Consider the following 23,326-nt stretch of genomic DNA (forward strand, 5'->3'; position numbering starts at 1 on the left):
CCGGTGCTGGCGCGCTGCATCATGGCCAGCTTCGACGACCTGCGCAAGGCCGGCGATGCGGTGGCGGCGGTGATTGCCGCCGGCATCATTCCGGCCGGGCTGGAGATGATGGACAAACCCATGACGGCCGCGGTCGAAGACTTTGTACACGCCGGTTACGACCTGACAGCGGAGGCGATTTTGCTCTGCGAAAGCGACGGCACGCCGGAGGAAGTCGAGGAAGAAATCGGCCGCATGAGCGCCGTGCTGCGCAGCTGCGGCGCCACCGCGATTGCGGTGAGCCAGGACGAAGCCGAACGCCTGCGTTTCTGGAGCGGCCGCAAGAACGCCTTCCCGGCCTCGGGCCGCATCAGCCCCGACTACATGTGCATGGACTCGACGATTCCGCGCAAGCGCCTGGCCGACATCCTGCTGGCCATCCAGCAGATGGAGATCAAGTACGGCCTGCGCTGCGCCAACGTGTTTCATGCCGGCGACGGAAACCTGCACCCCCTGATTCTGTTTGACGCCAACGACGCCGACCAGTTGCACCGCTGCGAGCTGTTTGGCGCCGACATCCTGGAAACCAGCGTGGCCATGGGCGGTACCGTCACCGGGGAGCATGGCGTGGGTATGGAAAAACTCAACTCCATGTGTGTACAGTTTTCGGCGACGGAGAACGAGCAGATGTTCGGCGTCAAACGCGCGTTTGACCCGCTGGGTTTGCTCAACCCCGGCAAGGTGATCCCGACGCTGCAGCGCTGCGCCGAGTACGGAAAAATGCTGGTGCGCGGCGGCAAGATGTCGCACCCCGATCTGCCGAGGTTCTAGCCGCTGTCCAGCTTGTCCGGCGCGCTACCAGCTGTCAATGAAGCGGGCATCGTCGGCCGCCGCTCGCGGGCGTGCCGACTGCAAACCGCGCAGCAGCCAGTCGCGTGTCTGCGCCGGGTCGATCACGGCGTCGATTTCCAATGTGGCCGCCATGTTGAGGGCGCTGCCGTTGTCATACTGGCGGGCCACCAGCTGTTCGTACAGCGCCTCGCGTGGCGCGCCTTCCGGCTGCGCCTCCAGCTCCTTGCGGTAGCCCAGCTTCACAGAGCCTTCCAGCCCCATGGCACCGAATTCCCCGGTGGGCCACGCAATGGTAAACATCGGCGAATGAAAACCGCCAGCCGTCATGGCCATGGCGCCCAGGCCATAACCCTTGCGCAGCACCACGCTGAAAAACGGTACGCGCAAATGGGCAGCGGCAATGAACATGCGGCTCACATGACGCACTTGCGCCTGCGCCTCCATCTCCGGGCCGACCATGAAGCCCGGCGTATCTACCAGGCTGATGAGCGGCAAGCCATGGGCGTTGCACAGTTGCATGAAACGCGCAGCCTTGTCGGCGGCATCCGCATCGATGGCGCCGCCCAGGTGCTGCGGGTTGCTGGCCAGCAAGCCAACCGGCCGCCCTTCGATGCGTGCCAGCGCGGTGTGAATGCCTTTGCCAAAACCAGTACGCAGCGCCAGCACACTGCCGTTGTCGGCAATGCCATTGATCGCCGCAAGCGTGTCGTAGACGCGCAGCCGGTTTTCGGGCACCACCTGGCGCAGGGCCAGGGTGTCCGGCGCCGTGAACGCCTGGACCGTCCCCTGAAAAAATGACAGGTAATGCTGTGCCACCGCAACAGCCTGGGCCTCGTCATCCACCAGCACATCAATCACGCCGTTGCCATGCTGCACGGCGGTGGGACCAATCTGCTCCGGCTTGAACACGCCCAAGCCCCCACCTTCAACCATGGCCGGCCCGCCCATGCCGATGTTGCTGCCCTGGGTGGCAATGATCAGGTCGCAGCAACCCAGCAGCGCCGCATTGCCCGCAAAACAGCGTCCCGCCGCCACGCCGATCACCGGCACCTGGCCGTTGAGCCGCGCGAAGCTGGCAAAAGTGTTGACATGCAGGCCGGCCACGATGGGCATGTCGGTGTCTCCGGGGCGCCCGCCGCCGCCTTCGGCAAACAGGACCACGGGCAATCTGTTTTGCAAGGCGATGCCGAGCAGGCGATCGGTTTTCTGGTGGTTGCGCATGCCCTGCGTGCCGGCCAGCACGGTGGCGTCGTAGGCCATCACCACCGCCCGGCTGGCCTCAGGATCGAACAATGCGCCGTTGATGCTGCCAATGCCAGTCACCATCCCATCGGCCGGCGTGTTGGCGATCAGGTCTTCTTCGCTGCGCCGACTGCGCTGCGCTGCGACGGCCAGCGCGCCGTACTCGAGGAAGGAGCCTTCGTCGCACAAATCGGCGATGTTCTCGCGCGTAGTGCGCAAGCCCAGGGCGTGGCGTTTTGCCACGGCTTCGGGCCGCTGGCTGTCGAGCGTGGGTGCGTGGCGCTCCAGCACACGTTGCAGGTCAGGGCGCTGGCCATCCGGGCTTGTTGAAGAATCCGCCCGCCCGATGGCAGCGGTTACAGGTACGGCCATCCCGGGTGCCGGTTCGATGGTGGCGAGCAATGCGCCCGCCTCTACCGTTTCGCCCACAGCGAAAAATACTTCGCCCAGACGTCCCTCGAATGCGGCCCGAACCTCGTGCTCCATTTTCATGGCTTCGAGAATGACCAGCAGATCGCCCGGCAGGAGGGCCGCGCCGGGCTGAACCTGCCAGTGAACGACCTGGGCTTGAAGGGGTGAGTGGACCGCGGGCATCGGCGCATTTTGCGCCCGCCCATCAGCCCACCGTCGTCAACTAAGCGACAAGGCCAGGTTGGCAGAGGCTCAGGCCACTTGCAGACCGGATTTCGCCAGCAGCGCGGATTTTGAATTGGCCACGGCGCCGAACAAAATCTCGCCCGCCAGCTGGCCGCCTTCTTCAATCACGAGCTTGCCGTAACGGATCTTGCCGGTGACCTTGCCGGTGGCGAAAATCACCAGCTTCTGGCGCACGGTGAGGTTGCCGTCGAACTCGCCGTGAATCTCCGCGATGTCGATTTCGGCCGAGCCCTTGAAGGCGCCGCGCTCGGCAATCTGCATCACGCGGGAGTCCATCGTGGCTTCCACCAGACCTTCAACCACCAAGGTGTCGCAGTCGGTGATTTCGACGCCCTTGAGCTTGATGTTAGGGCCGACCGTCAGCTTGCTGCCGCCGGATTCACGCGGTGCCGCGCTGGCAGAGGAAGCAGGCTGCGGCGCAGCGGCAACGGGCGCCACGCTCGGGGTATTCGTTGCCGCAGGTGTGTTCGCGTACGGGTTGGGGTTGGGACTGCCATGACGCAGGCCTGTGGGTTCGTTGTCGCGCTTGCCAAAGAACGGTGATTGCAGTGCCATCTGGGTTTCCTTCAAAAGGAGTTGATGGTACGAAGGCTGTTTTGAAAAGTCTCCACTGCTAATGCAAGATGAGTAACGAAATAACCTGATACATGCGCAGCCGCTGGTGGAAAACCTTCAATTTGCAGAACGCTGTCGCGCTCCTTTTTTCGTAGCGCAGCGAGCTTGTAGACTTGCTGCATGCACCACTACACGGTCAGGATTTTTCACAGCGAAGATGTCTCCGAGGCGGAGCGTGACCAGGCGGCTCAGCGGTTTCGGACAGCGCTCGACACCTCGCTCGGCGATGCCAGCCTCGTAGCACCCGTTTACCGTGCCTACCTGCGGCTACTGCAAATCCATGGCGACCAGCTGCGGCCGTGGGACCTGGATCCGTCCGAGCAACTGCTGGCCGATCAGTGGGAAGCCGCCGAACTGGCAGCCACGCAGGCGACCTTCGGCGCGGAGCGCTACATGGGCGACGCGCACTTCGAACTGGAGATCCCGCCGCCCTGAAACGCGCCCGCACGCGCCCCCCGCCGGCCCGGATGACTTTATGCGGATAATTGGGGCAGGGCATTCGAGCCAGAGTTCGGAAGTAAAGGGGAGTTTGTGGAGTTTGTTGTCTTGTTCGTGCTGCTGGCGCTGCTGGGCCTGCTCGGCTGGGGGGTGTATCGCGTCAAACGGCGCCGCGCCTCCGGATCCGCGGCGCCTGAGGCGGGTGTAGACCCCTATCGCCCTACCGCGCACAGCACCCTGGACGACAGCGCTTACCGGGTCAGCTACGCGCCGCCAGAGTTCGAGTGGAGCGGCACCGTCACCGGCGCCCTGCCGGTCAAAATACTGACCTACAAGCAGTATGAGTGCCTGGAAGACGCCCGCTACGGCTTCAAGATCGTCGGCCTGCCGCCCACTGAGCGCAAACAGCCGCAACCCTACAAGACACGGGCCCACGGCCTGAAAACCGTCGCCTCGCTGGAAAAACACGGCTTCCTGGCCAAAGACCCCGAAGGCGGTTTTGTCATTACCGACCTGGGCCTCAACGCGCTGGAGGTCTGCAGCGTCCGGTATTGACCCTGCAACCGGCCCCGGGCGAAGGGGAAGCAGTCACACTGTCGCGTCTTCCGGTGCATTGCTGACGGCCCAGGAATACAGCGCCACAAACACCAGCGCATCAAATACCGCGCCAAAGCAGATGTACAGCACCGGCATGAACAATACCGACAGGTGCTGCATGATGAACGCCTGCGCCAGCACCTGATGAGGCACCAGGATGGCCAAAAACAGCAGAATCAATGCGGTATGGAACAACTTGACCAACAAGCTCTGGTTGAGGATGTAGTAGCCCATGGCCAGCATGACCGGTGTGGCCAGCATCACCACATAACCAATGGTCATGAGTTCCTCGCTGTGGCGCGCGATGCTGTAAGGAAATTCGCCAGGCGACCACCAGAAATAAGCCAGGGCGATAAGCTGCACCCCGGCCACAATGCGCAAGGGGTACTTGAGCGGCAGTTGCCGTCCTTTTATTCCGAAAGACAGGGCGAATGTCAGCAGGGTGACGACAGCAGTCACCCACATCGTGGTCCTGCCCGGCAGGGGTTTGTCGTCTCCCACGCCGGACAGCAGCAACGCATATTGGCCCGCTTCATTGAGCCGGGTCGACAGGGTAAACGGCAGATTCAGCCCGCTGGACCAGAACAGAATGCAGTTGCGCCAGAAATCCATCAGCAGGGGCTTGAACCAGAAAAGCAGGGCGCACAACACCAGCGGCAGGACCACCGCCTGCAAGAGCAACCACGGCGTCACCTTGAGCGGAGTGATGGCCCGGTGGGGGCGCACCTTGACCTGCCGCGCCCGCGCCTCCCGCGCCGCAGCAAAGGACGCATGAAACAGACGGTCATGCGCCAGGGCTTGTTCAGACAGGGAATTTTTTTTGGGACTCATGGCGGGCGATCAGAAAGCGTGAAAAATGCCGACGTTCAGGCCCGTGCGGCGATACAGCGGATTGGTATAACGGTTGGCGCCCACCAGCACGCCCGTCTGCGGCGTCAGCCAGTGCCGCCAGCTGAGGCTGGCCTCGCGGCTGTCAAAGTTGACCAGTTGCCGGTTGGCCGCCAGCGCGAGGTAACCTTCGCTGCCCCAGCCGTAACGTGCAGTCACGAGATCCTGCTTGTGGCGGCCCCAGGTCAGCGCGACGAACTGCTGCTGCGTGTCCACCGAACCCGGGTTGCTGCGATTGAAGCGCACGCCCCCTTCCACAATCCAGGGCGCTTCGAAGTAATAGGCCAGGCCGAGCGACAGACTGCGATCGGTGTGTCCATCAGGCGCGTTGTAGTAGCCGGCGCCCACCGAGCCCACCAGATTGCGGGCCGGCAGAAATTTGCGGTTCAGTGTGGCATCCACCCTGTAGCGCGGCAGGTAAAAAGCCCCGTCGCCCATCCCCAGCGCAACCGACCCGAACCAGTCGTCATTGAAGGTGTAGGTATCGCCCAGGCTGAGAAACGCGCCGTTTTCATTGAAGCGCTGGTGTGCGGATACCTCGCCCAGCAGCACGTGTCTGTCCACCTTGTGAGTGCCTCTCAAGCTCAGGTCGTGCCAGTTGCCAAAGCCGCTCGTCAGGCTTTGCGCGCCCGTGCTGAGCTCCAGGCTGCTGCGTTCGTCGGCCGCCGCCTGCGCCGCTGGCGCGGACATGGCGGGCAACTCTGAACCCGCTTGTGCCTGGGCCAAGACCGGTCCAATGCCAGCCGCAAGAAAAGACAGGGTCACAAAATGATGTTTAAGCATGAGGTTGATATTTGAAAACTTGGTTTTTTGAAGGTGAGTGGGTTATCTGGCAACAGCCCCGACTCATGAACAGCTTGCCGCGCTCCCCGCGGGCGCCACGGCCTTGGCAAGCAGGATCTGATAGGAGGCTTCGTCCGTGACGGCCCAGCGAGAGGAATGCCGCAGCGGCACGGCCTGCAGCATCCAGCAGCCAGCGCTGGCCCGGTCACCTTGCCGCATCGCGAGAACGGCAATCAGCCCCCAGGGATAGTCTTTTTCACCCTGGCGCAGCCATTCGGCCCTGTGTTCGCCCATCCAGTTGCGGTAATAGGTCTTTGGGTCAACTGGCACCTGGGGGAAGTCGACCAGCAGCGGAAAGAGCTGCGCCACCTGGTCCGGATAGAACGCCGCCGAATGCGCGCGCTGCTCCAGTTGGGTGGAAATCAAAAATCGCTTGTCCACGGGATTCCAGAAGGTCGCACGAATCCCCCGCGCGAGCTTTTCAGCCTCCGCCTTGCTGGCAGGAGCGTTGCGGTGTGCCTTGAGCGACCAGACCTCAAGGTTGTCCATGAACAGGCCGTGCAGCACCAGCGGAGACACCATATAAACGCCGCGCGACGGCTGGAACAGGTGTTCGAGTGACGCCTTGCTGGTCTCATGACTTTTCTTCCACACAGGATTGGCGGCAAGTTGAGTCGGCATGGTTTCCAGCAGCCTCATCCACAGCGCCAGCAGGGAGTCGTCAGCGTCTGCCGCTTTGCAGGCTACCCAAGCTCTGTCGGGCCCGCGGCAAAAGCGGTCAAATGTGCCGTCCGGCTTTTGCCGGGGCACCAGCCAGTTGACAAATTTCTCGGCCGGTGAAGAGGTATCCATGCCGTTGTCATGTGCAAGCAACAAGGCCTGCATCGCAAAATAGGGGTCCGTCGAATCCCCTCCATGCAGGACCGTGATCGCGCCCACGTTGTCCACATAGCCCGCAAGATCAAGACGCGGCGCTGCCCCGGCCCCCTGGGCAAACATGGCGCTCAAAGCCAGCGCTTTGAAAAATGTCCACGGGCTCATGCCTGCTTCACCATACCGATCTCGCGCGCCCAGATCATGCCGTGCATCACAACGCCGTCCTCGACAATGATGTTGCACGCGCTGACCGTGGTCTCGGCTTCTGGCAACCCGATCAGCGCTCCGGCGCCGACGAGTATGTCGCTTTCCGAGATGACCGGGCCGTGGACATGCGCCCGCGGAAACACATACACCCGTTTTTCACAAGTGAGCGCGCCTTCGACCTTCGCTCCGGGCCCGACGCTCACGCCCTCGCGTGCCTTGATGTCACCCACCACGGTGGTGCCCGCGCCAACGGTCAGAAATCCCGTGACCACCAGCGAGCCCCTGAAAATGCTGGCCGGAGGCAGCGCGCAATCCCCGCGAATCAGGAACAGCATGGGCGTCTGCTCGATGGCATTCGGCAGATCTGAATAAGCGGCAGCAGTTTGCCCGGTTTTTTTCGCAAAAGACTCGCTGTTGCGGGTAGAACCAAAGCGCAAGGTAGGCGCATACATGCGTTCAAACCAGGCTTCGTTGCCCAGCTCGATGGCAACGCCCGCCGACACCCGCCTGAGGGCCACACTGCTGTGCCCCAGGCGCAGTACGCCCTCGGCATGCGCCCAGTCCTGTATTTCGCTCTGCGCGCCCAGATGAATGTCGCCTGTGGCATACAGTGCCGGAACGGCCGAGCCTGCCCCGGCACGCACGTTGCCCTCGACATAAAGCTGCTGGACACTGCACAGCGGCTCCCTCAGCTCAAGGTCACCGCGCGCGATGAGCCGCTTTTTCGCCGCGCGCCAGTCCGCCGTGGCCGCCGGTGCCGACGGTGCAGGCAGGAGGTCGAAGTCTTCGTAACCCGTAGGCGCCCCCTGACCCAGCTTGGCCTGGGCATCAGCGCGCAGGCGTCTGGCAAAGTGGTCAATGTCGCTGGTGTAATTGGCCGAAATAGGCAATGCGGCCATGTCGGTGGGCCGCAGCCATTCCCGGAAGGCCGCTACAAAAGGCAAGGTCAGCAGCAGCAGGCAGACAAAGGCAAACGCTGCGTAGGTGGTGTAGCTTTCAGTCATTATTCAGCGGCTTTCGCGCGATAGCGAACGGTCTTGTCCCAGACCATGTCCCGTTTGAAAATCCTGTCGGCGAGCAGACTCCAGACAGCGCCCGATATGGCAAACAGGCTGACCAGAAAGCCAAGCATGTTGAAAGGCAGCAACCTCAGCCGGCGGCGGTTGCCGTCGATCAGCACGGCCACCACGATCTCAAAGAAAGCGGCAAAGTTGCCCAGCGTGCCGTAAATCATCAACGCAAAGATCGGAATCAGTGTCGACAGCAGAGAGCCTGCGTTGAGAAAATACAGGCCCAGCGCCAGCAGCCAGCCCACCAGCATGACCAGCGGAATGACAAACACAAACAGCAGCAGCAGGCCGTCCAGGCGCTGGCCCAGCGTCAGGTAGGAACTGGTGGCAAACTGCCACCAATAGCGGACCATCACCTGGTTGTGGCCCTTGGCCCAACGTGTCACCTGCTTGATGCGCACGCCCCAGTCCTCGGGGACTTCCTCATAACATTCGGAGCGATTGGTATAGACGGTCTTCCAGCCGTTGAGCATCAAGCGGAAGGTGATGTCGGTGTCTTCCGCCAGTGTGTCGTCATGCCAGCCGCCCACGGCTTCAACCGCAGACAGGCGCACGCCACCGACCGTGCCGCCGTACTGCGGCATCAGGTTCATGTTCATGCGGGCCTGCTGGTCTACCTGGTAGCCGGCTGAACGCTCCAGATCGAGCATGCGCGTCAGCAGATTGGCACCACTGTTGACGGGCACCACCCGGCCCATCACCGCCCCCACTTCAGGGTCGAAAAATGGCGCCACCAGCTGCTTGAGCAGGCCGCGGCCCGGCACATAGTCGGCATCAAAAATAATGGCGATGTCACCTTCTGCGAAATGCAGGGCGTCCTTGAGCGCAGCGGACTTTCCAGCCTTGCCTATGGTGCGGTGAAATGGCGAAATGCGCGAAGGAAAACGCGCCACATAGCTGTCGATGATTTCGCCGGTGGCATCTGCAGAACGGTCATTGACCGGAATGATCTTGATGCGGTCTGCGGGGTAGTCGGTGTTGAGCAGCGCTTCGATGCAACCTGCGATGACTTTTTCTTCGTTGTGCGCGGCAATGTACACGGTGATCATGGGCCAGCGCGCCACCGCAATGTCGATATAGGGATGGCGCTGCGCGCCGGTCAGCCGGTTCATGGTGAACATGAAGTGCCGCACACCATAGGCCATCATGGTGATGACTATCAGGAACAGCGCCGAGGCCATGACGGCGGCCACGGGGTAATCCTTGAACGATGGCACCAGGCCACCTGCGCCATCCGTCTGTGCAAAGGCCGGCAGTGCACCCATGAGACAGACGCCCAGCAGAAGCAGAAAGCCACACGGGCGGTGGCCCCTTGCAGCCTGCGAACCGGTCATCGTCGGGGCCATCACGCTGCCACCGCCAGAGGGGCGAAGCCGGTAACGAGGGTGGTCGCCAGCACTTCGACAATTTGCGCCGATGCGGTGCCATCGCCGAAGGGGTTGCCTGCCTGCGACATTCGCAGGTAGGCCTGCTTGTCGCTGGAAAGCCGCGTGACTTCGTTAACAATCGCGCTGCGCGAGGCGCCGATGAGCAGGGCACAACCCGCATCGACCGCTTCCGGGCGTTCCGTTTCGTCGCGCAGCACCAGCACCGGCACACCAAACGTCGGCGCCTCTTCCTGCAGGCCACCCGAATCGGTGAGCACCATCCAGGCGTCGGCCAGGGCCTGCTGCATGCCCGTGTAGTCCAGCGGCGCAGTCAGCGTGACGTTGGGAATATCGCCAAGGATCTCATGCACCGGACCCTGGATCACCGGATTCAGGTGCACCGGAAACAGCACCTGCAGATCCGGCTGCTGGCGCGCAATATCGGCGATGGCCAGGCATATTTGCGCGACATCGTCGCCCCAGTTCTCCCTGCGGTGCACCGTCACCAGTAAATGGCCGCGGCCCTGCGCTCTGCGTTTGACGCCGCGGTGCGCGCAGGTCCACTGCTGGGCGTCAATGACTGTGTTGCCGGTCAGGTGAATGAATTCGTCTGCGATACCTTCGGCCTGCAACGCTGCCATTGATCGCTGGGTGGGAGCAAAGTGGAAGCGAGAGAGCCGGCTGATCATCTGGCGCAAGCCTTCTTCGGGGAAAGGGCGGCCGAGGTTGTAGGTGCGCAAACCGGCCTCCACGTGCGCCACCGGCACACGGTTATAGAACCCCGCAAGCGCGCCCTGGAAGGCGCTTTCCGTGTCGCCCTGCACGATGACGAGCGCCCAGTCCTCCGAGGTCATCACGGCTTCCAGCTGCTGCCGGCACCCCATGCTGAACTCGATCAGGCTGCTGCCCCCGCGCTCCAGCCGGATGTCGGGCGTCACATCGAAACACTCGAAGATCTGGTCGGCCATGTCGCCGTGCTGGCCCGTATGCAGCCACTGAACGCGCGCCCAGTCCGACGCTCGCAGTGCATGGTACAGGGGCGCCAGCTTGATGATTTCAGGCCGCGTTCCGGAGACGATAAGTATGTTTTTCATGGGGGTGTTTCTTTAAACAAAATTCAGCGCTGAGCCCCGCGGCACCGGCGAGGAGGTAAAAAACCGGATGCCCGGACTTTGACAATCACGCGGCAAGAGCGGCGTGAGGGCTGTGCGCTGCGTTAGCCGCTTGCAAATCAACAATCACGACCAGGTCACCGCCAAAGCGCCCCACGCCCAGTTCAGTCATGAGTTCGCGCTCCTCGGCGGGGGAGTTCATGCGTAAAAAGCAAAGGGCCTGCCGCCTGCCTGCCTGGCTGGCCGCCAGGATGTCCAGCCTCGCCACCGAGCCAAAGCGCGAGCACAGGGAATGAAGCGCGGGTCGCAACGCGCTGATGTCCGTGAAATCGTTAAGTTGTTGAAGTTCTTGTTGCATAGTGAAAAAGCAGAGCGCCTTCTGTAACTGGTGTAAGTTCTGCCCCAATATAGAAAGCGGGAGGAGCCGCGCACCTGAGGGAACGACTACCTTTGCTGTAGGACACAGCGCCCGCCCCTCTGTTCGCTCCCGAACATAGGCGCCGCCAAACATCCCCGCTTTTGCCAACGGCACCGGGACGGCGAAGAGACCAGCGCAAGCTGGCTGGGCCGTCCTACAACTCCGCACGCCGGTGGACGGCATTTTTCTCAATTCCCCGGCGCTTCATGGAGGAAGCCGCTTCATTCACCGCTCGGCAAGCGGTCCAACCCCTCACCGGACAACAGCCATGGCACTCATCACCTACCTCGCCGAAGACAACCAGATAATTTTGGAGAACCTGATTGAGACACTGGAGGAGATTGCCCATGTCAAGGTCGTGGCGCACGCGGTTACCCAGGCCGAAGCCAGCCGCTGGTTGATGCTGCATGACGGCACATGGCATCTGGCCATCGTGGATCTCTTTCTCAAGGAGGGCAACGGGCTGGGCATACTGGCCGGCTGCCGCAACCGTGAGCCCTACCAGAAGGTGGTGGTGCTGACCAACTACGCCACCCCTGAAATCCGGCGGCGTGCAGCCGAACTCGGCGCCGACGCGGTGTTTGACAAGACCACCGAACTCGACGAACTGCTGGCCTACTGCACCGAACAGACGGCCAACATCCTCCAGGAAGACGTGCAGGACGCGCAGCGTGAAGCCGTCGCGCAACACGATCAAGCCACCTCCACCTGAACACCGGCATTTGCTCAGCGGGGCAGGCCGTTCATCGGTTTGTTCGCTAGCGTACATACAAAGCATTCGGAACAGCCTAATATGGCAAGCTGGCCAGGGACCTCTGCCAGAGGCGCCAATCGAAGCCAGATACCGCTTCGGAGCTTTGTTGATGGCTGTTTCCCCCGATCCACGAAAAAACCAGTTGCTCGCGGCCTTGCCGGATGCCGAGTTCCAGCGCTGGTTGCCGCAGCTCGAATGGGTCGATATGCCGCTGGGACAGGTGGTCTATGAATCGGGCAGCACCCTGAGCCATGTGTATTTCCCGACCACCGCCATCGTCTCCCTGCTGTACGTGATGGAAAACGGCGCCTCGGCCGAAATCGCCGTGGTCGGCCACGAAGGCGTGGTCGGCATCTCCCTTTTCATGGGCGGCGAATCGACGCCCAGCCGGGGCGTGGTGCAAAGTGCCGGCCAGGGCTTCCGGCTCCCGGCGCAGGTCATCAAGGAAGAATTCAAGCGTGCACCGGTGTTGCACCTGCTGCTGCGTTACACCCAGGCCCTGATCACGCAGATGGCACAAACCGCCGTCTGCAACCGCCACCACTCGCTGGACCAGCAGTTGTGCCGCTGGCTGCTGCTGAGCCTGGACCGCTTGCAAGGCAACGAACTGGTAATGACGCAGGAGCTGATTGCCAACATGCTCGGCGTGCGGCGCGAAGGCGTGACCGAGGGTGCCACCAAGCTGCAAAACCTCGGGCTGATCCGCTACTCGCGCGGCCGCATCACGGTGCTGGACCGGCCCGGGCTGGAAAAACGCACTTGCGAATGTTATGCCGTGGTCAAGAAAGAATACGACCGCCTGCTCCCCGACAAGCTGGCCATCTGACCACTGTCCCGTCTGCGCGTTGCCCGATAGTTGGCGTGGATAGATTATCTAGCGCATACTGGGACACCGACTGGAACTGCATCTGACAGTGGCGCGGCCTTGAAATTGCCCCCGTGACGGGGCCGCAACCCACCGGAGTGCTGCTTGTCCGCCGTCGAAAACCACCTTCTTGAATGTCTTCCCCGTCACGACCGCGTGCGCCTGCTGGCCGCTTGCGAGCGCGTCGAACTGGTGCTGTCCGAAGTCCTGTGCGAGCCCGGCCAGCCGGTCCGCCACGTGTACTTTCCCACCCAGGGATTTATCTCGCTCGTCACGCCGGTTGACGGCAGTCCGGGCGTGGAGGTGGGCATGATCGGGCGCGAAGGTATGCTGGGTGCGCAGCTGGCGCTGGGTGTCGCCACCGGGCCATGGCGCGCGGTGGTGCAAGGCGCTGGTGGCGCCTGGCGCATCGGCACGGTCGCCTTCAAGCGTGAGCTGGCGCGCAGCCCGGCGCTGCAGCGCGGCCTGAACCGCTATCTGTACGTGCTGATGGCGCAGCACGCCGCCTCTGCCGGCTGCCTGCGCTTTCACCTGACCGGCCAGCGCCTGGCGCGCTGGCTGCTGATGAGCCAGGACCGCGCCCACTCGGACAGCTTTCACATCACCCACGAGTTCCTGGCCTACATGCTGGGAATGCGGCGCGTCGGCATCACGGCTGCTGCCAGCACGCTGCAGCGCAAGGGCCTGATCGAATACCACCGCGGCGAACTCAAGGTGCTGGACCGCCCAGGACTGGAAGCCGCCGCCTGCAGCTGCTACGCCTCAGACCGCCGGACCTACGCGCAATTGCTGGGCTAGTGCAGTGTCTTTCGGCGAAAGCGCCGTCTATGTGCGTTCCCGTACCGACAAGACATGCCGGGCTGCCTATAAATGGATACACAGAAACTCTGCATCCCGCACGCAATTCAAGCAGGGTCTCCCGGGCCGCCAAAAGTCCGGAAACTCACCATGACAGCGAGGCTCCGACATGATCCAACCGATCTCCCCAAACCCGCAGCTGCCGGGTGCTTCCGTGGTGCCTTCCAGCAACGGTCCCTGGCGGACGCCTGTCGCTGCGCTCAAGCTCGGGGGGTACGAGTCCATCGGGACCATGCCGAGCCCTGTGCACACGGCCAATACCCCGCTGCAGAACTCATACATCGGCACCGAAGACTGGGACGCCCTGTTCTGCGCGGTTCAAACACAGTTGAAACACGCCGTGGGCGAACAGCTGGGTGTCCTGCCCCACACACCCACACGCTCGATCGAACTGGCCGCAACCCTGGTACAGGCCGTCGTGCTCGACTGCGTCGGCGCCATGGACCAGCTCCATGCGGCACTCAAGCAGGAACGCAGCCAACGTCCCACAGGCTGACGCGCTCTTGGCGCAGGCAGCGCAGAGCAGGCGCGTGTTAGCGTCGGACATGCATGCCGCTCCTGCTTCGGAACCCGACAACCCTCTTCTGACCCTGCTGGAAAAAGCCGCTGACGCGGGCGCCTGGACACTGGAGCTGCCGCAGCGCCGGCTCACCTGCACGCCAGGCCTGGCGCTGCTGTTCGGCACGAAAGCCGGCGCGTTGCCGGCGTTTGAGGAAGTGCTGGACTTTTTTGCACCTCCTTCACGGGACCGTATGACTGCGGCATTGCAAGCGTGCCTGCAACATGCCCAGCCGTTTGACGAGGAGGTGCAAATTCTCACCACAGAGGGACAGACCCGGTGGGTCCGATCTCTGGGGTCGGGCTCGCGCGGTGCGACAGGCGCCGTGGTGAAAATTTTCGGCGTGCTACAGGATCTGACGGAGAAAAAACACGCCGAGCAGGTGGCGCACAGCCTGACCATGCGCCTTGGCACCACGCTGGCCAGCATCCAGGACGCCTTCGTCACCCTGAACCGCGATGGGCGCATCACGTTCGCAAATGCGGAAAGCGGGCAAGTCATTGGCCGCGAAAGCAGTGAGCTCCTGGGCCAGCTGATCTGGGAAAAGCTGGCCTGCAATGACGCGGGCCGTCTGGAGAAAGAACTCCGCGGCGCACTGACAAACGGACAAAGCGCCGAATTTGAAGAGTTTCATCCAGCCTTGGGAAAATGGCTGGAACTGCGCGCCTATCCCTTTGAAGAAGGATTGGCGGTTTATCTTCGCGACGTCACCGGGCGGCGCCAGTCGCAGGAACAGCAGCTGTTGCTGCAAACCAGCATTTCCCGCCTGAACGACATCGTGCTGATCACCGAGGCGGGCTCCGTGGATGCACCGGGTCCGCGTATTGTGTTTGTCAACGACGCCTTTGAGCGGCGGACCGGCTACAGCCCGGCTGAAGCGCTGGGCCAAAGCCCGCGCCTGCTGCAGGGCCCGCGCACGCAACGTACCGAACTGGACCGCATCCGGCTGGCGCTGGAGCAGGCCAGCCCCGTGCGCGCGGAGCTCATCAACTACAAGAAGAACGGCGAGGAGTTCTGGCTGGAGCTGGATATCGTCCCGGTGGATTACTTCAACCGCGGGCTCACACATTGGGTGGCCGTGGCACGCGACATCACCGCACGCAAGGCGGCCGAAGAGGAAATCGCGCACCTGGCTTTTTACGATGTATTGACGCAGTTGCCCAACCGCCAGTTGCTCACGGACAACCTGCGGCTGGCCCTGGGGGACCATGACAACCCCGACAGGACCGGCGCGCTGATGTTCATCGACCTGGACAATTTCAAGGTGCTCAACGACACGCGCGGCCATGCCACAGGCGACCTGCTGCTGCAAAAAGTGGCCGCTCGCCTGAATACCTGCGTGCGGCTGCGTGACACCGTGGCCCGGCTGGGCGGCGACGAGTTTGTGGTCCTGCTGAAAGACCTGGGCGACGACCCGGCACTGGCCCGCGCCGGGGCCGAGGTGGTTGCCCGGAAAATACTGACTTCCCTGGGTGAGCCCTGCGACCTGGCCGGCCATCCTTACGACGGCACCTGCAGCATCGGCATTACGCTGATCACCCAGCACCAGCAGCATGTGGGCGAACTGCTCAAGCAGGCCGACCTGGCGATGTACCAGGCCAAGGCCGCGGGCCGCAACACCCTCTGCTTTTTCGACCCCGGCATGCAGGCGGTGGCCACGGCCAACGCGGCGCTGACTTCCGAACTGCGGCTGGGCCTGCGCAACCAGCAGTTTGTGCTGCACTACCAGCCACAGGTCGGCCCCAAGGGGCAGATGGTGGGTGTGGAAGCCCTGGTACGCTGGCACCACCCCGAGCGCGGTGTCGTGTTTCCCGACAACTTCATTGCACAAGCCGAAGAGAGCGGCCTGATCCTGCCGCTGGGCCAATGGGTGCTGGAAACCGCCAGCGCCCAACTGGCCCTCTGGGGCTCGCGGCCCGACACTGAAAAGTTCAGCATCGCCATCAATGTCAGCGCACGCCAGTTCCGCCATCCCGAGTTTGTGGATCAGGTCATGAGCGCAATCACGCAGTACGGCATCAGCGCCCATCGGATCAAGCTGGAACTGACAGAGAGCCTGCTGGCCTACGACATGGAAGTCACCATCGCCAAGATGGGCCTGCTCAAGGAAGCCGGGGTCACGCTGTCGATTGATGACTTCGGCATCGGCTACTCGGCGCTGTCTTACCTGAAACACCTGCCGCTGGACCAGCTCAAGATCGACCGCGCGTTTGTCAAGGACGTGCTGACCGACCCGAACGATGCCGCCATTGCCCGCACCATCATCGGCCTGGCGCAAAGCCTGGGCTTGGGCGTGATGGCCGAGGGTGTGGAGACCGAAGCCCAGCGCGACTTCCTGGCGCGCCACGGCTGCCATTGCTTTCAGGGCTACCTGTTCTGCAAGCCGCTGCCGATCGACCAGCTGGAAGTGTTTATCGCCACGCTGCACAAGGCGCCGGCGGGCCAGGCTGCGTGATGGAGGCAGCGGTTTTTGCTACTTATTTAATAGCTGCTTGCGTCCATGAGACAAGGGCAGAAGGCACTTTTCATTGAAAAGTTGCGCTTGGAATGGCCCACAGCCCCTCAGGCGGCACGTGCACAACAGCTCTGCGTCGCATCCGGCGCATTCCCGAGGCTGATGTCTTTCAATATGCTGCTGTCCGGCACAGCGCCGCCCGCGCAAGTGTTCGAGCAGGCCCGCACAAAAGTCGCGCAACGCGGCTAACTTGCCTCTATCGAAAGGGCCGAAGCTGGCCGTTCAAGCCGCACCCGACAACAGCGACGCATTACCCCCCGCCGCCGTGGTGTTGACCGTCACCGTTTGCTCGGCGCAAAAGCGGACCAGGTAGTTGGGACCGCCAGCTTTGGGGCCGGTACCGCTCAGGCCTTCACCACCAAAGGGCTGCACGCCCACCACGGCGCCTATCATGTTGCGGTTGATATAGACATTGCCGACGTGCGCGGCGGCAGCGAGCGCCTGGGCGCGCGAATCGATGCGGGTCTGGATGCCCAGCGTCAGGCCGTAGCCTAGGGCATTGATCTCGGCGATGACGGCGGCAGGGTCGCCGCGCCAGCGCACGATCTGCAGCACCGGACCGAAAATTTCGGCTTTCACTTCACTGATGCTGCCCACTTCAAAGGCGGCTGGCGGAACCAGATTTGCTATGAAATCAGGAGCTGCTTGCGCACGGCCCTCCGGGGCTTCAAGAACTTTTGATGTTGATCCAAGACGCTGCAGGTGCTTCTGGATGTTGTCAAAGGCCTCGCGGTCTATCACCGGGCCCACATCGGTGGCGAGTTCGGCGGTGTTGCCCACGGTGAGCTCTTGCACGGCGCCCTGGATCATTTCAATCACCGTGTCGGCGATGCCTTCGTGCACGCACAGCAAGCGCAGCGCCGAGCAGCGCTGGCCGGCCGATCGAAAGGCGCTTTGCACCACGGCGTCCACCACCTGCTCTGGCAGCGCACTGCTGTCGACCAGCATGGCGTTGATGCCACCGGTTTCGGCGATCAGCGGAACAATCGGGCCGTCTTTGGCGGCCAGCGTGCGGTTGATGATTTTGGCCACCTGGGTAGAACCGGTGAAGACCACGCCAGCGATACCCGGTGCCGCTACCAGCGCGGCCCCCACGGTTTCACCGGGGCCGTGCAGCAGTTGCAGCGCGCCTTCGGGCACCCCTGCGGCATGCAGCAGGCGCACGGCCGCTAGCGCCACGCCGGGTGTTTGCTCCGCGGGTTTGGCGATGACGGCATTGCCGGTGGCCAGCGCCGCGGCCACCTGGCCGGTGAAAATAGCCAGCGGAAAATTCCAGGGGCTGATGCAAACCCAGACCCCGCGCGCGGTGAGGCGCAATGTATTGGTCTCGCCGGTCGGCCCAGGCAGCGCTAAAGGCTGCATGATGCGTTCGGCCTCGCCCGCGTAGTAGCGCAGAAAGTCAATTGCCTCGCGCACTTCGGACACGGCATCGCCCCAAGTCTTGAAAGCTTCCTTGACCAGCAGGGCGCAGAACATGGGCAGGTGCTGCTGCATGGCATCGGCGGCGCGGCGCAACGTGGCAGAGCGCTCGGCCACATCTACTTTGCTCCATTTTTGATAGCTGCTTACGCCCGTACTCAAAGGGCCAGAGGTCAATTTGGCATCAAACTCCGGGACCACCGGCACCTGGGTGGTCGCCAGCGCGGCCAGCAGTGGCGCACGCATGCTTTCAACCGTGAGGTCCAGCCCCTCGCTGTTGGGACGGCCGGCGCCGTACAGGGCCGGCGGCAAGGGCAGCGAAGCCTCGGGCTCCATGCGCAGCGGCGAAGTCAGCAACACGTCCATGCCCACCGACTCGTCGGCGAGCTGGTGCACAAAAGAGGAGTTGGCGCCGTTTTCCAACAGCCGGCGCACCAGGTAGGCCAGCAGGTCGCGGTGCGCGCCTACAGGCGCGTACACGCGGCAACTGATCTGCGGGTTTTTCAACACCTCGCGGAACACGCCCTCTCCCATGCCGTGCAGCCGCTGCAATTCAAACTGGGCTGTCGCCGGGTGCGCACAGCCCTCACCCCCGCCCTCTCCCGAGGGGAGAGGGGGTAAGACCGCCCCTGAATGGCCCCCTCTCCCTCCGGGAGAGGGCTGGGGTGAGGGCGCCCCGCCTTGCGAGGCAGCCATCTGAATAATCGCCGCAATCGTGCCCGCGTTGTGCCCGGCGAACTGCGGGTATATCGCGTCGGGCGCGGCCAGCAGGGCTTGGGCACAGGCGAGATAAGAAACATCGGTGTGGTGCTTGTGGGTGAACACGGGGTAGTGCGGCAGGCCCATCTCTTGCGCGCGCTTGATCTCCGAATCCCAGTACGCGCCCTTGACCAGGCGGCACATCAGGCGCAGACCGTATTTTCGCGCGATGACTATGACGTGTTCAATCAGCTCCAGCGAGCGCGTCTGGTAGGCCTGCAGCGCCAGGCCGAAGCCCTTCCACTGCGGGTGCTGCTGCGCCACCAGAGCAGCCAGCGCTTCAAATACGTCGAGAGAAAGCTCCAGCCTGTCTACCTCTTCGGCGTCAATGGTGAGGTTGATGTTGGCGCGCGCGGCCATCTCGCACAGCCCCCAGACGCGCGGCACCAGCTCGGCCATCACGCGGGCGTGCTGCGCGTCCTCATACCGCGGGTGCAGCGCGCTGAGCTTGATGGATATACCGTCGTTTTGCTCACAAGCCCTTTCCACATCTGCGCGAACAGCTATTGATTTAATAGCGTCTTCGTAACTGGCCAGGTAGTGCAGGGCATCTGCGCCGGTGCGGGCGCCCTCGCCCAGCATGTCGTAGCTGAAGCGCAGGCCGGGGATGTCTTTTCGCGAGCGGTCGGCTTCTTTCATCGCCTCACCAATGTTCTGGCCCAGCACAAACTGCCGGCCCAGCAGCTGAACGGCACGCAAGGTGGCCGCCACCACGGTGCGTGCGCCCAGCTTGCTCATGATGCTGTTCTGGCCATCCTCAGGCAGAAACTTCTTCGACATGGCGATGGCCGATGCCGACAGGCGCGCCATCACGCCGTCGCTGGCACCGTCAAAGTCGGCGCGGCCGAGCTGGTCGGCCGTCAGGGCAATCGCGGTTTCTGCGTCAGGCACGCGCAGCAGGGCTTCGGCCAGGCGCATCAGGGCCAGGCCTTCGGCGCTGGAAATCGGGTATTCCTTGAGCAGACTTTCCATGGCCCAGAACGGCGGCGGGTTGTCGCGCACGGCCTGCACCCAGGGGCGAGCCAGCGGCGCGGCAGCCGCCCAGTCCAGCGCGGAAGCCAGTTTTTTCAGATGGCTGGACACAATGTCGGCCTCTGGCCGATAAGAAAAGGGCAGGCGCTGCTGCTGCGGCATAAAAACTCCGTAATTTGGTGAATAACGCCATGTTGTCTTGATTCAAGATAAATTTCACGCCAAAATTAGCCACGAATACTGAATAATTCACTACATGACCGAAGCCCCGGCAGACATAGACCGCATTGACCTGAAAATCCTGAGCGTGCTGCAGCAGGACGGGCGCATCTCCAACCTCAAACTCGCCGAGAGCGTGGCGCTGTCGCCCACGGCCGTGCTGGCACGCGTGCAGCGGCTCACGCGCGACGGTTACATCCTCGGTTACGAGGCGCGGCTGAATCCGCTCAAGCTGGGCGCTGGCATGACGGTATTTGTGGAAGTGCTGCTGGACCGCACGACGCCTCATGTATTCGAAGCTTTCAAGGCAGCGGTGCAGGTGTACCCCGAAATCATGGAATGCCACATGGTTGCCGGTGGCTTCGACTACCTGCTCAAGACCCGCATGGCCGACATGGCCGCCTACCGCCAGTTCGCCGGCACTGCGCTCTGGCAACTGCCGGGCGTGCGCGAAACCCGCACCTATGCGGTGATGGAAGAAGTGAAAAGCACCACCCGGCTGGCGCTGGGCCCATGAAACAGCAAGAGCCGGCAATCTGCCGCATTTTTCAGTAAAAAGTTAACAGTTCGGGGGCAAACCACGTTGCCATAGTCAATCTCTTGGACTAAGTTGAACCAGGGATAGGTTTTGTTTTGCATAGCAATGCTGTCCATGCCGGTCAACCACACCAGGGGATCACGATGACTGTCTACCGCCCATGGGCTGCCAGCGCCCTGCTTTCGACTGTGTTGATGGCCTCCGGCCATGCTGCTGACATTGGCGTCACGGACAAGGAAATCCTGGTGGGCCAGTTTGCCGCCCAGACCGGACCGGCGGCGGAACTGGGCAAACGCATGCAGCTGGGCATGCTGGCGCATTTCAATGCGGTCAATGCAGCTGGCGGCGTCAACGGCCGCAGCATCAAACTGGTGTCGCGAGACGACGGGTATGAGCCGGAGAAAGCGGCGGCCGCGGTCAAGGCGCTGATCGAGGAAGACAAGGTGTTTGCGCTGGTGGGATCGGTCGGCACGCCGACCACGCTGGCGGCGGTACCGGCCATCAATGCGGCCGGTATTCCCCTGATCGGCCCGTTCACCGGCGCGCAAGCCCTGCGCGAGCCCTTCAATCGCAACCTGTTTCATGTGCGTGCCAGCTACTTTGACGAAACCGAAAGCATCGTGCAGCACCTGAGCACCCTGGGCATCAAGAAGATCGCGGTGTTCTACCAAAACGACTCCTACGGCAAGGCCGGGCTCGAAGGCGTCACGCGGGCACTGACGAAACGCAACCTCAAGCCTGCAGCCACCGTAACAGTGGAGCGCAACACGGTGGACGTCACTGCAGCGCTGGCCGAAATACTGAAAACTTCGCCCGAGGCGGTGATACAGATCAGTGCCTACAAGTCATGCGCGGCGCTGATCAAACAGGCGCGTGCCAAGGCTTATGGCGGCCAGTTCTTCAACGTGAGTTTTGTGGGCTCTACCGCGCTGTCGGCCGAACTCGGAGACACCGGGGCCGGCGTCACGATTTCCCAGGTGGTTCCTTTCCCCTACACCCCTTCGTCTGCCGTGGTGCGCGAGTACCAGCAGCGCATGACTGAGGCCGGCCACAAGGACTTCGACTTCTCCAGCATGGAAGGCTTCCTGGCGGCCAAGGTGTTTGTCGAGGGTCTGCGCCGCGCCGGCAAGACGCTGACGCGCGAGAGCCTGGTCACCGGGCTGGAGTCGATGCGCGAGGTCAACCTGGGCGGCTTCATGGTCAACTATGGGCCCAAGAACCACGAGGGCTCGCGCTACACCGACCTGACCATCATCGGCCGGGGCGGCCGGTTTGTGCGATAGGGCCTGTTCACCCTATAGTGATGTTTTTTTTGGGGAGGACCCGCCATGAATGACCTGACACCTTATCGCCTGTGGAGTATTGCCGCGCTGGCACTGCTTGCCCTCGGCGCCCAGCCAGCGACAGCACAGACCCTCAAGCCCGGTCTGTGGGAGATCAACAACAAGATGCAGTCCGGCTCGGGCCAGGTTGAAAAAGCCATGGCCGACATGCAGAAACAGCTCGCCAGCATGCCGCCCGATCAACGCAAGATGATGCAGGACATGATGGCCAAACAGGGCATGTCCATGGGTGCGGGTGCGGGTGGCGGCATGGCCGTGAAAATCTGCATGACCAAGGAAAGCATAGAGCGCAACGAGCTGCCCTCACAACAAGGCGATTGCAAGACCAGCACCACCCCACGCATGGGCAACACCATGAAGATGTCTTTTGTCTGCACCCAGCCACCCTCCAGCGGTGAAGGCCAGGTCACCTTTGTCAGCCCCGAGGCCTACACCATGAAGATGGCCATGAAAACCAGTGTGCAAGGCAAACCGGAAACCATGACCATGGACGGCGGCGGCAAATGGCTGTCGGCAGACTGCGGCAACATCAAACCGCTGGCTCCGCCGAAGAAATAGCCCCCACGGTCGCTCACTGCGTGTAGCTCCCTGCCCCCCGAGGGGGCCGCTGCGCCTGCGGACTGGCAAAGCCAGATCCGCGGCCCCTGCTTGAAAAGAGAAGAGCCCTCACGGTCGCTCAAGCGTGGGGGCCTAACGGCCACCAAAAATCGCCGTCCCTACCCGCACCATGGTGCTGCCGGCATGAATGGCAGCTTCCAGGTCTGCGGTCATGCCCATGGACAGCGTGTCCATGGCCTGCGGCAGCACACCAGCGCGATTTATTTGATCAAAAAGGTCTGCAGCCCTTTGGTGGACTGCACAAGCAGCTATGAAATCAGGAGCGATCTCAGGAATCGACATCAAGCCGCGCAGCTGCAGCCGGGGCAGCCGGGCGACCTCGGCCGCCAGCGCCAGGGCCTCCTGCGGCGCCACACCCGACTTCGTCGGCCCACCATCGATATTGACCTGCAGGCAGACCTGCAGCGGCGGCAAATCCGGAGGGCGCTGCTCGCTCAGGCGCTGTGCAATCTTGAGGCGGTCCACCGACTGCACCCAGTCAAAGCTCTCGGCCACCAAGCGCGTCTTGTTGCTTTGTACCGGGCCTATGCAGTGCCACTGCGAAGGGATGGCCCCCGGAAGGCCGTCGGTTTCCCAGGCGCGAACCGCAAGAATCTTCTCGACCCCCTCCTGTATGTAGTTCTCGCCGAAAGCGCGTTGCCCGTCGGACATCGCGTCGATCACCGCATCGACGCCAAAAGTCTTGGACACGGCCAGCAGGCGCACGCTGGCCGGGTTGCGCCCGGCGGCCACGCAGGCCGTGGTTATACGGTCACGGACATGTTGGAGGTTGCGCACAATCATGGTCATAATCCAACTGTAAACTT

Annotated in this window: 23 protein-coding genes; 11 read left to right on the forward strand and 12 right to left on the reverse strand. The window is 62.7% G+C overall.

Annotated features, from left to right (window positions below; translation table 11 throughout):
- Positions 1-810: FAD-linked oxidase C-terminal domain-containing protein (locus ABI660_RS07440; protein WP_348066456.1), on the forward strand; the 810-nt coding region annotated here is incomplete at its 5' end.
- A gap of 24 nt (positions 811-834) precedes the next feature.
- Here ABI660_RS07440 and ABI660_RS07445 read toward each other — a convergent pair.
- The 3 genes from ABI660_RS07445 to ABI660_RS07455 form a co-directional block, all read right to left on the reverse strand.
- Positions 835-2,667 carry a carboxyl transferase domain-containing protein gene (locus ABI660_RS07445; protein ID WP_348066458.1) on the reverse strand — a complete coding sequence of 611 codons (1,833 nt, stop codon included), beginning with the start codon at positions 2,665-2,667 and terminating at the stop codon, positions 835-837.
- A gap of 69 nt (positions 2,668-2,736) precedes the next feature.
- Positions 2,737-3,285, reverse strand: coding sequence for a polymer-forming cytoskeletal protein (locus ABI660_RS07450; protein WP_348066460.1), 549 nt, complete (start codon positions 3,283-3,285; stop codon positions 2,737-2,739).
- Positions 3,286-3,296: 11 nt separating this feature from the next.
- Entirely contained in the window at positions 3,297-3,467 is a 171-nt protein-coding gene (locus ABI660_RS07455; RefSeq protein ID WP_348066461.1) for a hypothetical protein, read from the reverse strand.
- Here ABI660_RS07455 and ABI660_RS07460 point away from each other — a divergent pair.
- On the forward strand, positions 3,466-3,780 hold the full coding sequence (locus ABI660_RS07460) for a hypothetical protein (RefSeq protein ID WP_348066463.1): 315 nt from the start codon (positions 3,466-3,468) through the stop codon (positions 3,778-3,780). The genes ABI660_RS07455 and ABI660_RS07460 overlap by 2 nt on opposite strands.
- Before the next feature lie 96 nt (positions 3,781-3,876).
- Positions 3,877-4,338, forward strand: a complete 462-nt coding sequence (locus tag ABI660_RS07465) for a hypothetical protein (protein WP_348066465.1) — start codon at positions 3,877-3,879, stop codon at positions 4,336-4,338.
- 33 nt (positions 4,339-4,371) lie between these two features.
- On the opposite strand, the gene ABI660_RS07470 is transcribed toward ABI660_RS07465, so the two are convergent.
- From ABI660_RS07470 to ABI660_RS07500, 7 genes are all read right to left on the reverse strand, one after another.
- Positions 4,372-5,211: a hypothetical protein gene (locus ABI660_RS07470; protein WP_348066467.1), complete on the reverse strand. Its 840-nt coding sequence runs from the start codon at positions 5,209-5,211 to the stop codon at positions 4,372-4,374.
- A 9-nt stretch (positions 5,212-5,220) separates the two neighbouring features.
- Positions 5,221-6,051: a YaiO family outer membrane beta-barrel protein gene (locus ABI660_RS07475; protein WP_348066469.1), complete on the reverse strand. Its 831-nt coding sequence runs from the start codon at positions 6,049-6,051 to the stop codon at positions 5,221-5,223.
- A 63-nt stretch (positions 6,052-6,114) separates the two neighbouring features.
- Complete coding sequence (locus ABI660_RS07480) at positions 6,115-7,092, reverse strand: hypothetical protein (protein ID WP_348066471.1); 978 nt, start codon at positions 7,090-7,092, stop codon at positions 6,115-6,117.
- Positions 7,089-8,138, reverse strand: coding sequence for a polymer-forming cytoskeletal protein (locus tag ABI660_RS07485; protein WP_348066473.1), 1,050 nt, complete (start codon positions 8,136-8,138; stop codon positions 7,089-7,091). Before ABI660_RS07485 ends, ABI660_RS07480 begins: the two co-directional genes overlap by 4 nt.
- Positions 8,138-9,469, reverse strand: coding sequence for a glycosyltransferase family 2 protein (locus ABI660_RS07490; RefSeq protein WP_348066475.1), 1,332 nt, complete (start codon positions 9,467-9,469; stop codon positions 8,138-8,140). The genes ABI660_RS07485 and ABI660_RS07490 overlap by 1 nt, the downstream gene beginning before the upstream one ends.
- A gap of 80 nt (positions 9,470-9,549) precedes the next feature.
- Positions 9,550-10,665 (reverse strand): UDP-N-acetylglucosamine 2-epimerase (non-hydrolyzing), encoded by a 1,116-nt coding sequence (gene wecB, locus ABI660_RS07495; RefSeq protein ID WP_348066476.1) that lies wholly within the window; start codon positions 10,663-10,665, stop codon positions 9,550-9,552.
- Between the two features lie 85 nt (positions 10,666-10,750).
- On the reverse strand, positions 10,751-11,194 hold the full coding sequence (locus ABI660_RS07500) for a hypothetical protein (protein ID WP_348066478.1): 444 nt from the start codon (positions 11,192-11,194) through the stop codon (positions 10,751-10,753).
- Between the two features lie 175 nt (positions 11,195-11,369).
- Between ABI660_RS07500 and ABI660_RS07505 the strand changes: the two genes are divergently transcribed.
- From ABI660_RS07505 to ABI660_RS07525, 5 genes are all read left to right on the forward strand, one after another.
- On the forward strand, positions 11,370-11,813 hold the full coding sequence (locus ABI660_RS07505) for a response regulator (RefSeq protein WP_348066480.1): 444 nt from the start codon (positions 11,370-11,372) through the stop codon (positions 11,811-11,813).
- Between the two features lie 151 nt (positions 11,814-11,964).
- Positions 11,965-12,681: a Crp/Fnr family transcriptional regulator gene (locus tag ABI660_RS07510; RefSeq protein ID WP_348066481.1), complete on the forward strand. Its 717-nt coding sequence runs from the start codon at positions 11,965-11,967 to the stop codon at positions 12,679-12,681.
- 144 nt (positions 12,682-12,825) lie between these two features.
- Complete coding sequence (locus ABI660_RS07515; RefSeq protein ID WP_348066483.1) at positions 12,826-13,518, forward strand: Crp/Fnr family transcriptional regulator; 693 nt, start codon at positions 12,826-12,828, stop codon at positions 13,516-13,518.
- A 169-nt stretch (positions 13,519-13,687) separates the two neighbouring features.
- Positions 13,688-14,074, forward strand: a complete 387-nt coding sequence (locus ABI660_RS07520; RefSeq protein ID WP_348066485.1) for a hypothetical protein — start codon at positions 13,688-13,690, stop codon at positions 14,072-14,074.
- Between the two features lie 49 nt (positions 14,075-14,123).
- Positions 14,124-16,592: an EAL domain-containing protein gene (locus ABI660_RS07525; RefSeq protein ID WP_348066487.1), complete on the forward strand. Its 2,469-nt coding sequence runs from the start codon at positions 14,124-14,126 to the stop codon at positions 16,590-16,592.
- Positions 16,593-16,874: 282 nt separating this feature from the next.
- Here the strand turns inward: ABI660_RS07525 and ABI660_RS07530 are convergent, their stop codons facing one another.
- Positions 16,875-19,964, reverse strand: coding sequence for an L-glutamate gamma-semialdehyde dehydrogenase (locus ABI660_RS07530; RefSeq protein WP_348066489.1), 3,090 nt, complete (start codon positions 19,962-19,964; stop codon positions 16,875-16,877).
- 94 nt (positions 19,965-20,058) lie between these two features.
- Between ABI660_RS07530 and ABI660_RS07535 the strand changes: the two genes are divergently transcribed.
- The 3 genes from ABI660_RS07535 to ABI660_RS07545 all read left to right on the forward strand — a co-directional run bounded on the left by ABI660_RS07535 (position 20,059) and on the right by ABI660_RS07545 (position 22,460).
- Positions 20,059-20,538 (forward strand): Lrp/AsnC ligand binding domain-containing protein, encoded by a 480-nt coding sequence (locus tag ABI660_RS07535; RefSeq protein ID WP_348066491.1) that lies wholly within the window; start codon positions 20,059-20,061, stop codon positions 20,536-20,538.
- A gap of 164 nt (positions 20,539-20,702) precedes the next feature.
- On the forward strand, positions 20,703-21,842 hold the full coding sequence (locus tag ABI660_RS07540; protein WP_348066493.1) for an ABC transporter substrate-binding protein: 1,140 nt from the start codon (positions 20,703-20,705) through the stop codon (positions 21,840-21,842).
- Between the two features lie 45 nt (positions 21,843-21,887).
- Positions 21,888-22,460, forward strand: a complete 573-nt coding sequence (locus tag ABI660_RS07545; RefSeq protein ID WP_348066495.1) for a DUF3617 domain-containing protein — start codon at positions 21,888-21,890, stop codon at positions 22,458-22,460.
- Positions 22,461-22,592: 132 nt separating this feature from the next.
- Here the strand turns inward: ABI660_RS07545 and ABI660_RS07550 are convergent, their stop codons facing one another.
- Complete coding sequence (locus tag ABI660_RS07550; RefSeq protein ID WP_348066497.1) at positions 22,593-23,309, reverse strand: YggS family pyridoxal phosphate-dependent enzyme; 717 nt, start codon at positions 23,307-23,309, stop codon at positions 22,593-22,595.
- Positions 23,310-23,326: the final 17 nt, after the last annotated feature.

Origin of the sequence: Polaromonas sp. (genome assembly GCF_039930745.1) — a bacterium.
Lineage (GTDB): Bacteria > Pseudomonadota > Gammaproteobacteria > Burkholderiales > Burkholderiaceae_C > Polaromonas.

Excerpts from the sequence above, each read along its gene's own strand:
- ABI660_RS07445 (WP_348066458.1), bottom strand. The coding sequence starts at position 2,667 with ATGCCCGCGGTCCACTCACCCCTTCAAGCCCAGGTCGTTCACTGGCAG.
- ABI660_RS07450 (WP_348066460.1), bottom strand. The coding sequence starts at position 3,285 with ATGGCACTGCAATCACCGTTCTTTGGCAAGCGCGACAACGAACCCACA.
- ABI660_RS07460 (WP_348066463.1), top strand. The coding sequence starts at position 3,466 with ATGCACCACTACACGGTCAGGATTTTTCACAGCGAAGATGTCTCCGAG.
- ABI660_RS07455 (WP_348066461.1), bottom strand. The coding sequence starts at position 3,467 with ATGCAGCAAGTCTACAAGCTCGCTGCGCTACGAAAAAAGGAGCGCGAC.
- ABI660_RS07470 (WP_348066467.1), bottom strand. The coding sequence starts at position 5,211 with ATGAGTCCCAAAAAAAATTCCCTGTCTGAACAAGCCCTGGCGCATGAC.
- ABI660_RS07475 (WP_348066469.1), bottom strand. The coding sequence starts at position 6,051 with ATGCTTAAACATCATTTTGTGACCCTGTCTTTTCTTGCGGCTGGCATT.
- ABI660_RS07480 (WP_348066471.1), bottom strand. The coding sequence starts at position 7,092 with ATGAGCCCGTGGACATTTTTCAAAGCGCTGGCTTTGAGCGCCATGTTT.
- ABI660_RS07485 (WP_348066473.1), bottom strand. The coding sequence starts at position 8,138 with ATGACTGAAAGCTACACCACCTACGCAGCGTTTGCCTTTGTCTGCCTG.
- ABI660_RS07490 (WP_348066475.1), bottom strand. The coding sequence starts at position 9,469 with ATGGGTGCACTGCCGGCCTTTGCACAGACGGATGGCGCAGGTGGCCTG.
- wecB (WP_348066476.1), bottom strand. The coding sequence starts at position 10,665 with ATGAAAAACATACTTATCGTCTCCGGAACGCGGCCTGAAATCATCAAG.
- ABI660_RS07500 (WP_348066478.1), bottom strand. The coding sequence starts at position 11,194 with ATGTTTGGCGGCGCCTATGTTCGGGAGCGAACAGAGGGGCGGGCGCTG.
- ABI660_RS07505 (WP_348066480.1), top strand. The coding sequence starts at position 11,370 with ATGGCACTCATCACCTACCTCGCCGAAGACAACCAGATAATTTTGGAG.
- ABI660_RS07510 (WP_348066481.1), top strand. The coding sequence starts at position 11,965 with ATGGCTGTTTCCCCCGATCCACGAAAAAACCAGTTGCTCGCGGCCTTG.
- ABI660_RS07520 (WP_348066485.1), top strand. The coding sequence starts at position 13,688 with ATGATCCAACCGATCTCCCCAAACCCGCAGCTGCCGGGTGCTTCCGTG.
- ABI660_RS07525 (WP_348066487.1), top strand. The coding sequence starts at position 14,124 with ATGCATGCCGCTCCTGCTTCGGAACCCGACAACCCTCTTCTGACCCTG.
- ABI660_RS07530 (WP_348066489.1), bottom strand. The coding sequence starts at position 19,964 with ATGCCGCAGCAGCAGCGCCTGCCCTTTTCTTATCGGCCAGAGGCCGAC.
- ABI660_RS07535 (WP_348066491.1), top strand. The coding sequence starts at position 20,059 with ATGACCGAAGCCCCGGCAGACATAGACCGCATTGACCTGAAAATCCTG.
- ABI660_RS07540 (WP_348066493.1), top strand. The coding sequence starts at position 20,703 with ATGACTGTCTACCGCCCATGGGCTGCCAGCGCCCTGCTTTCGACTGTG.
- ABI660_RS07545 (WP_348066495.1), top strand. The coding sequence starts at position 21,888 with ATGAATGACCTGACACCTTATCGCCTGTGGAGTATTGCCGCGCTGGCA.
- ABI660_RS07550 (WP_348066497.1), bottom strand. The coding sequence starts at position 23,309 with ATGACCATGATTGTGCGCAACCTCCAACATGTCCGTGACCGTATAACC.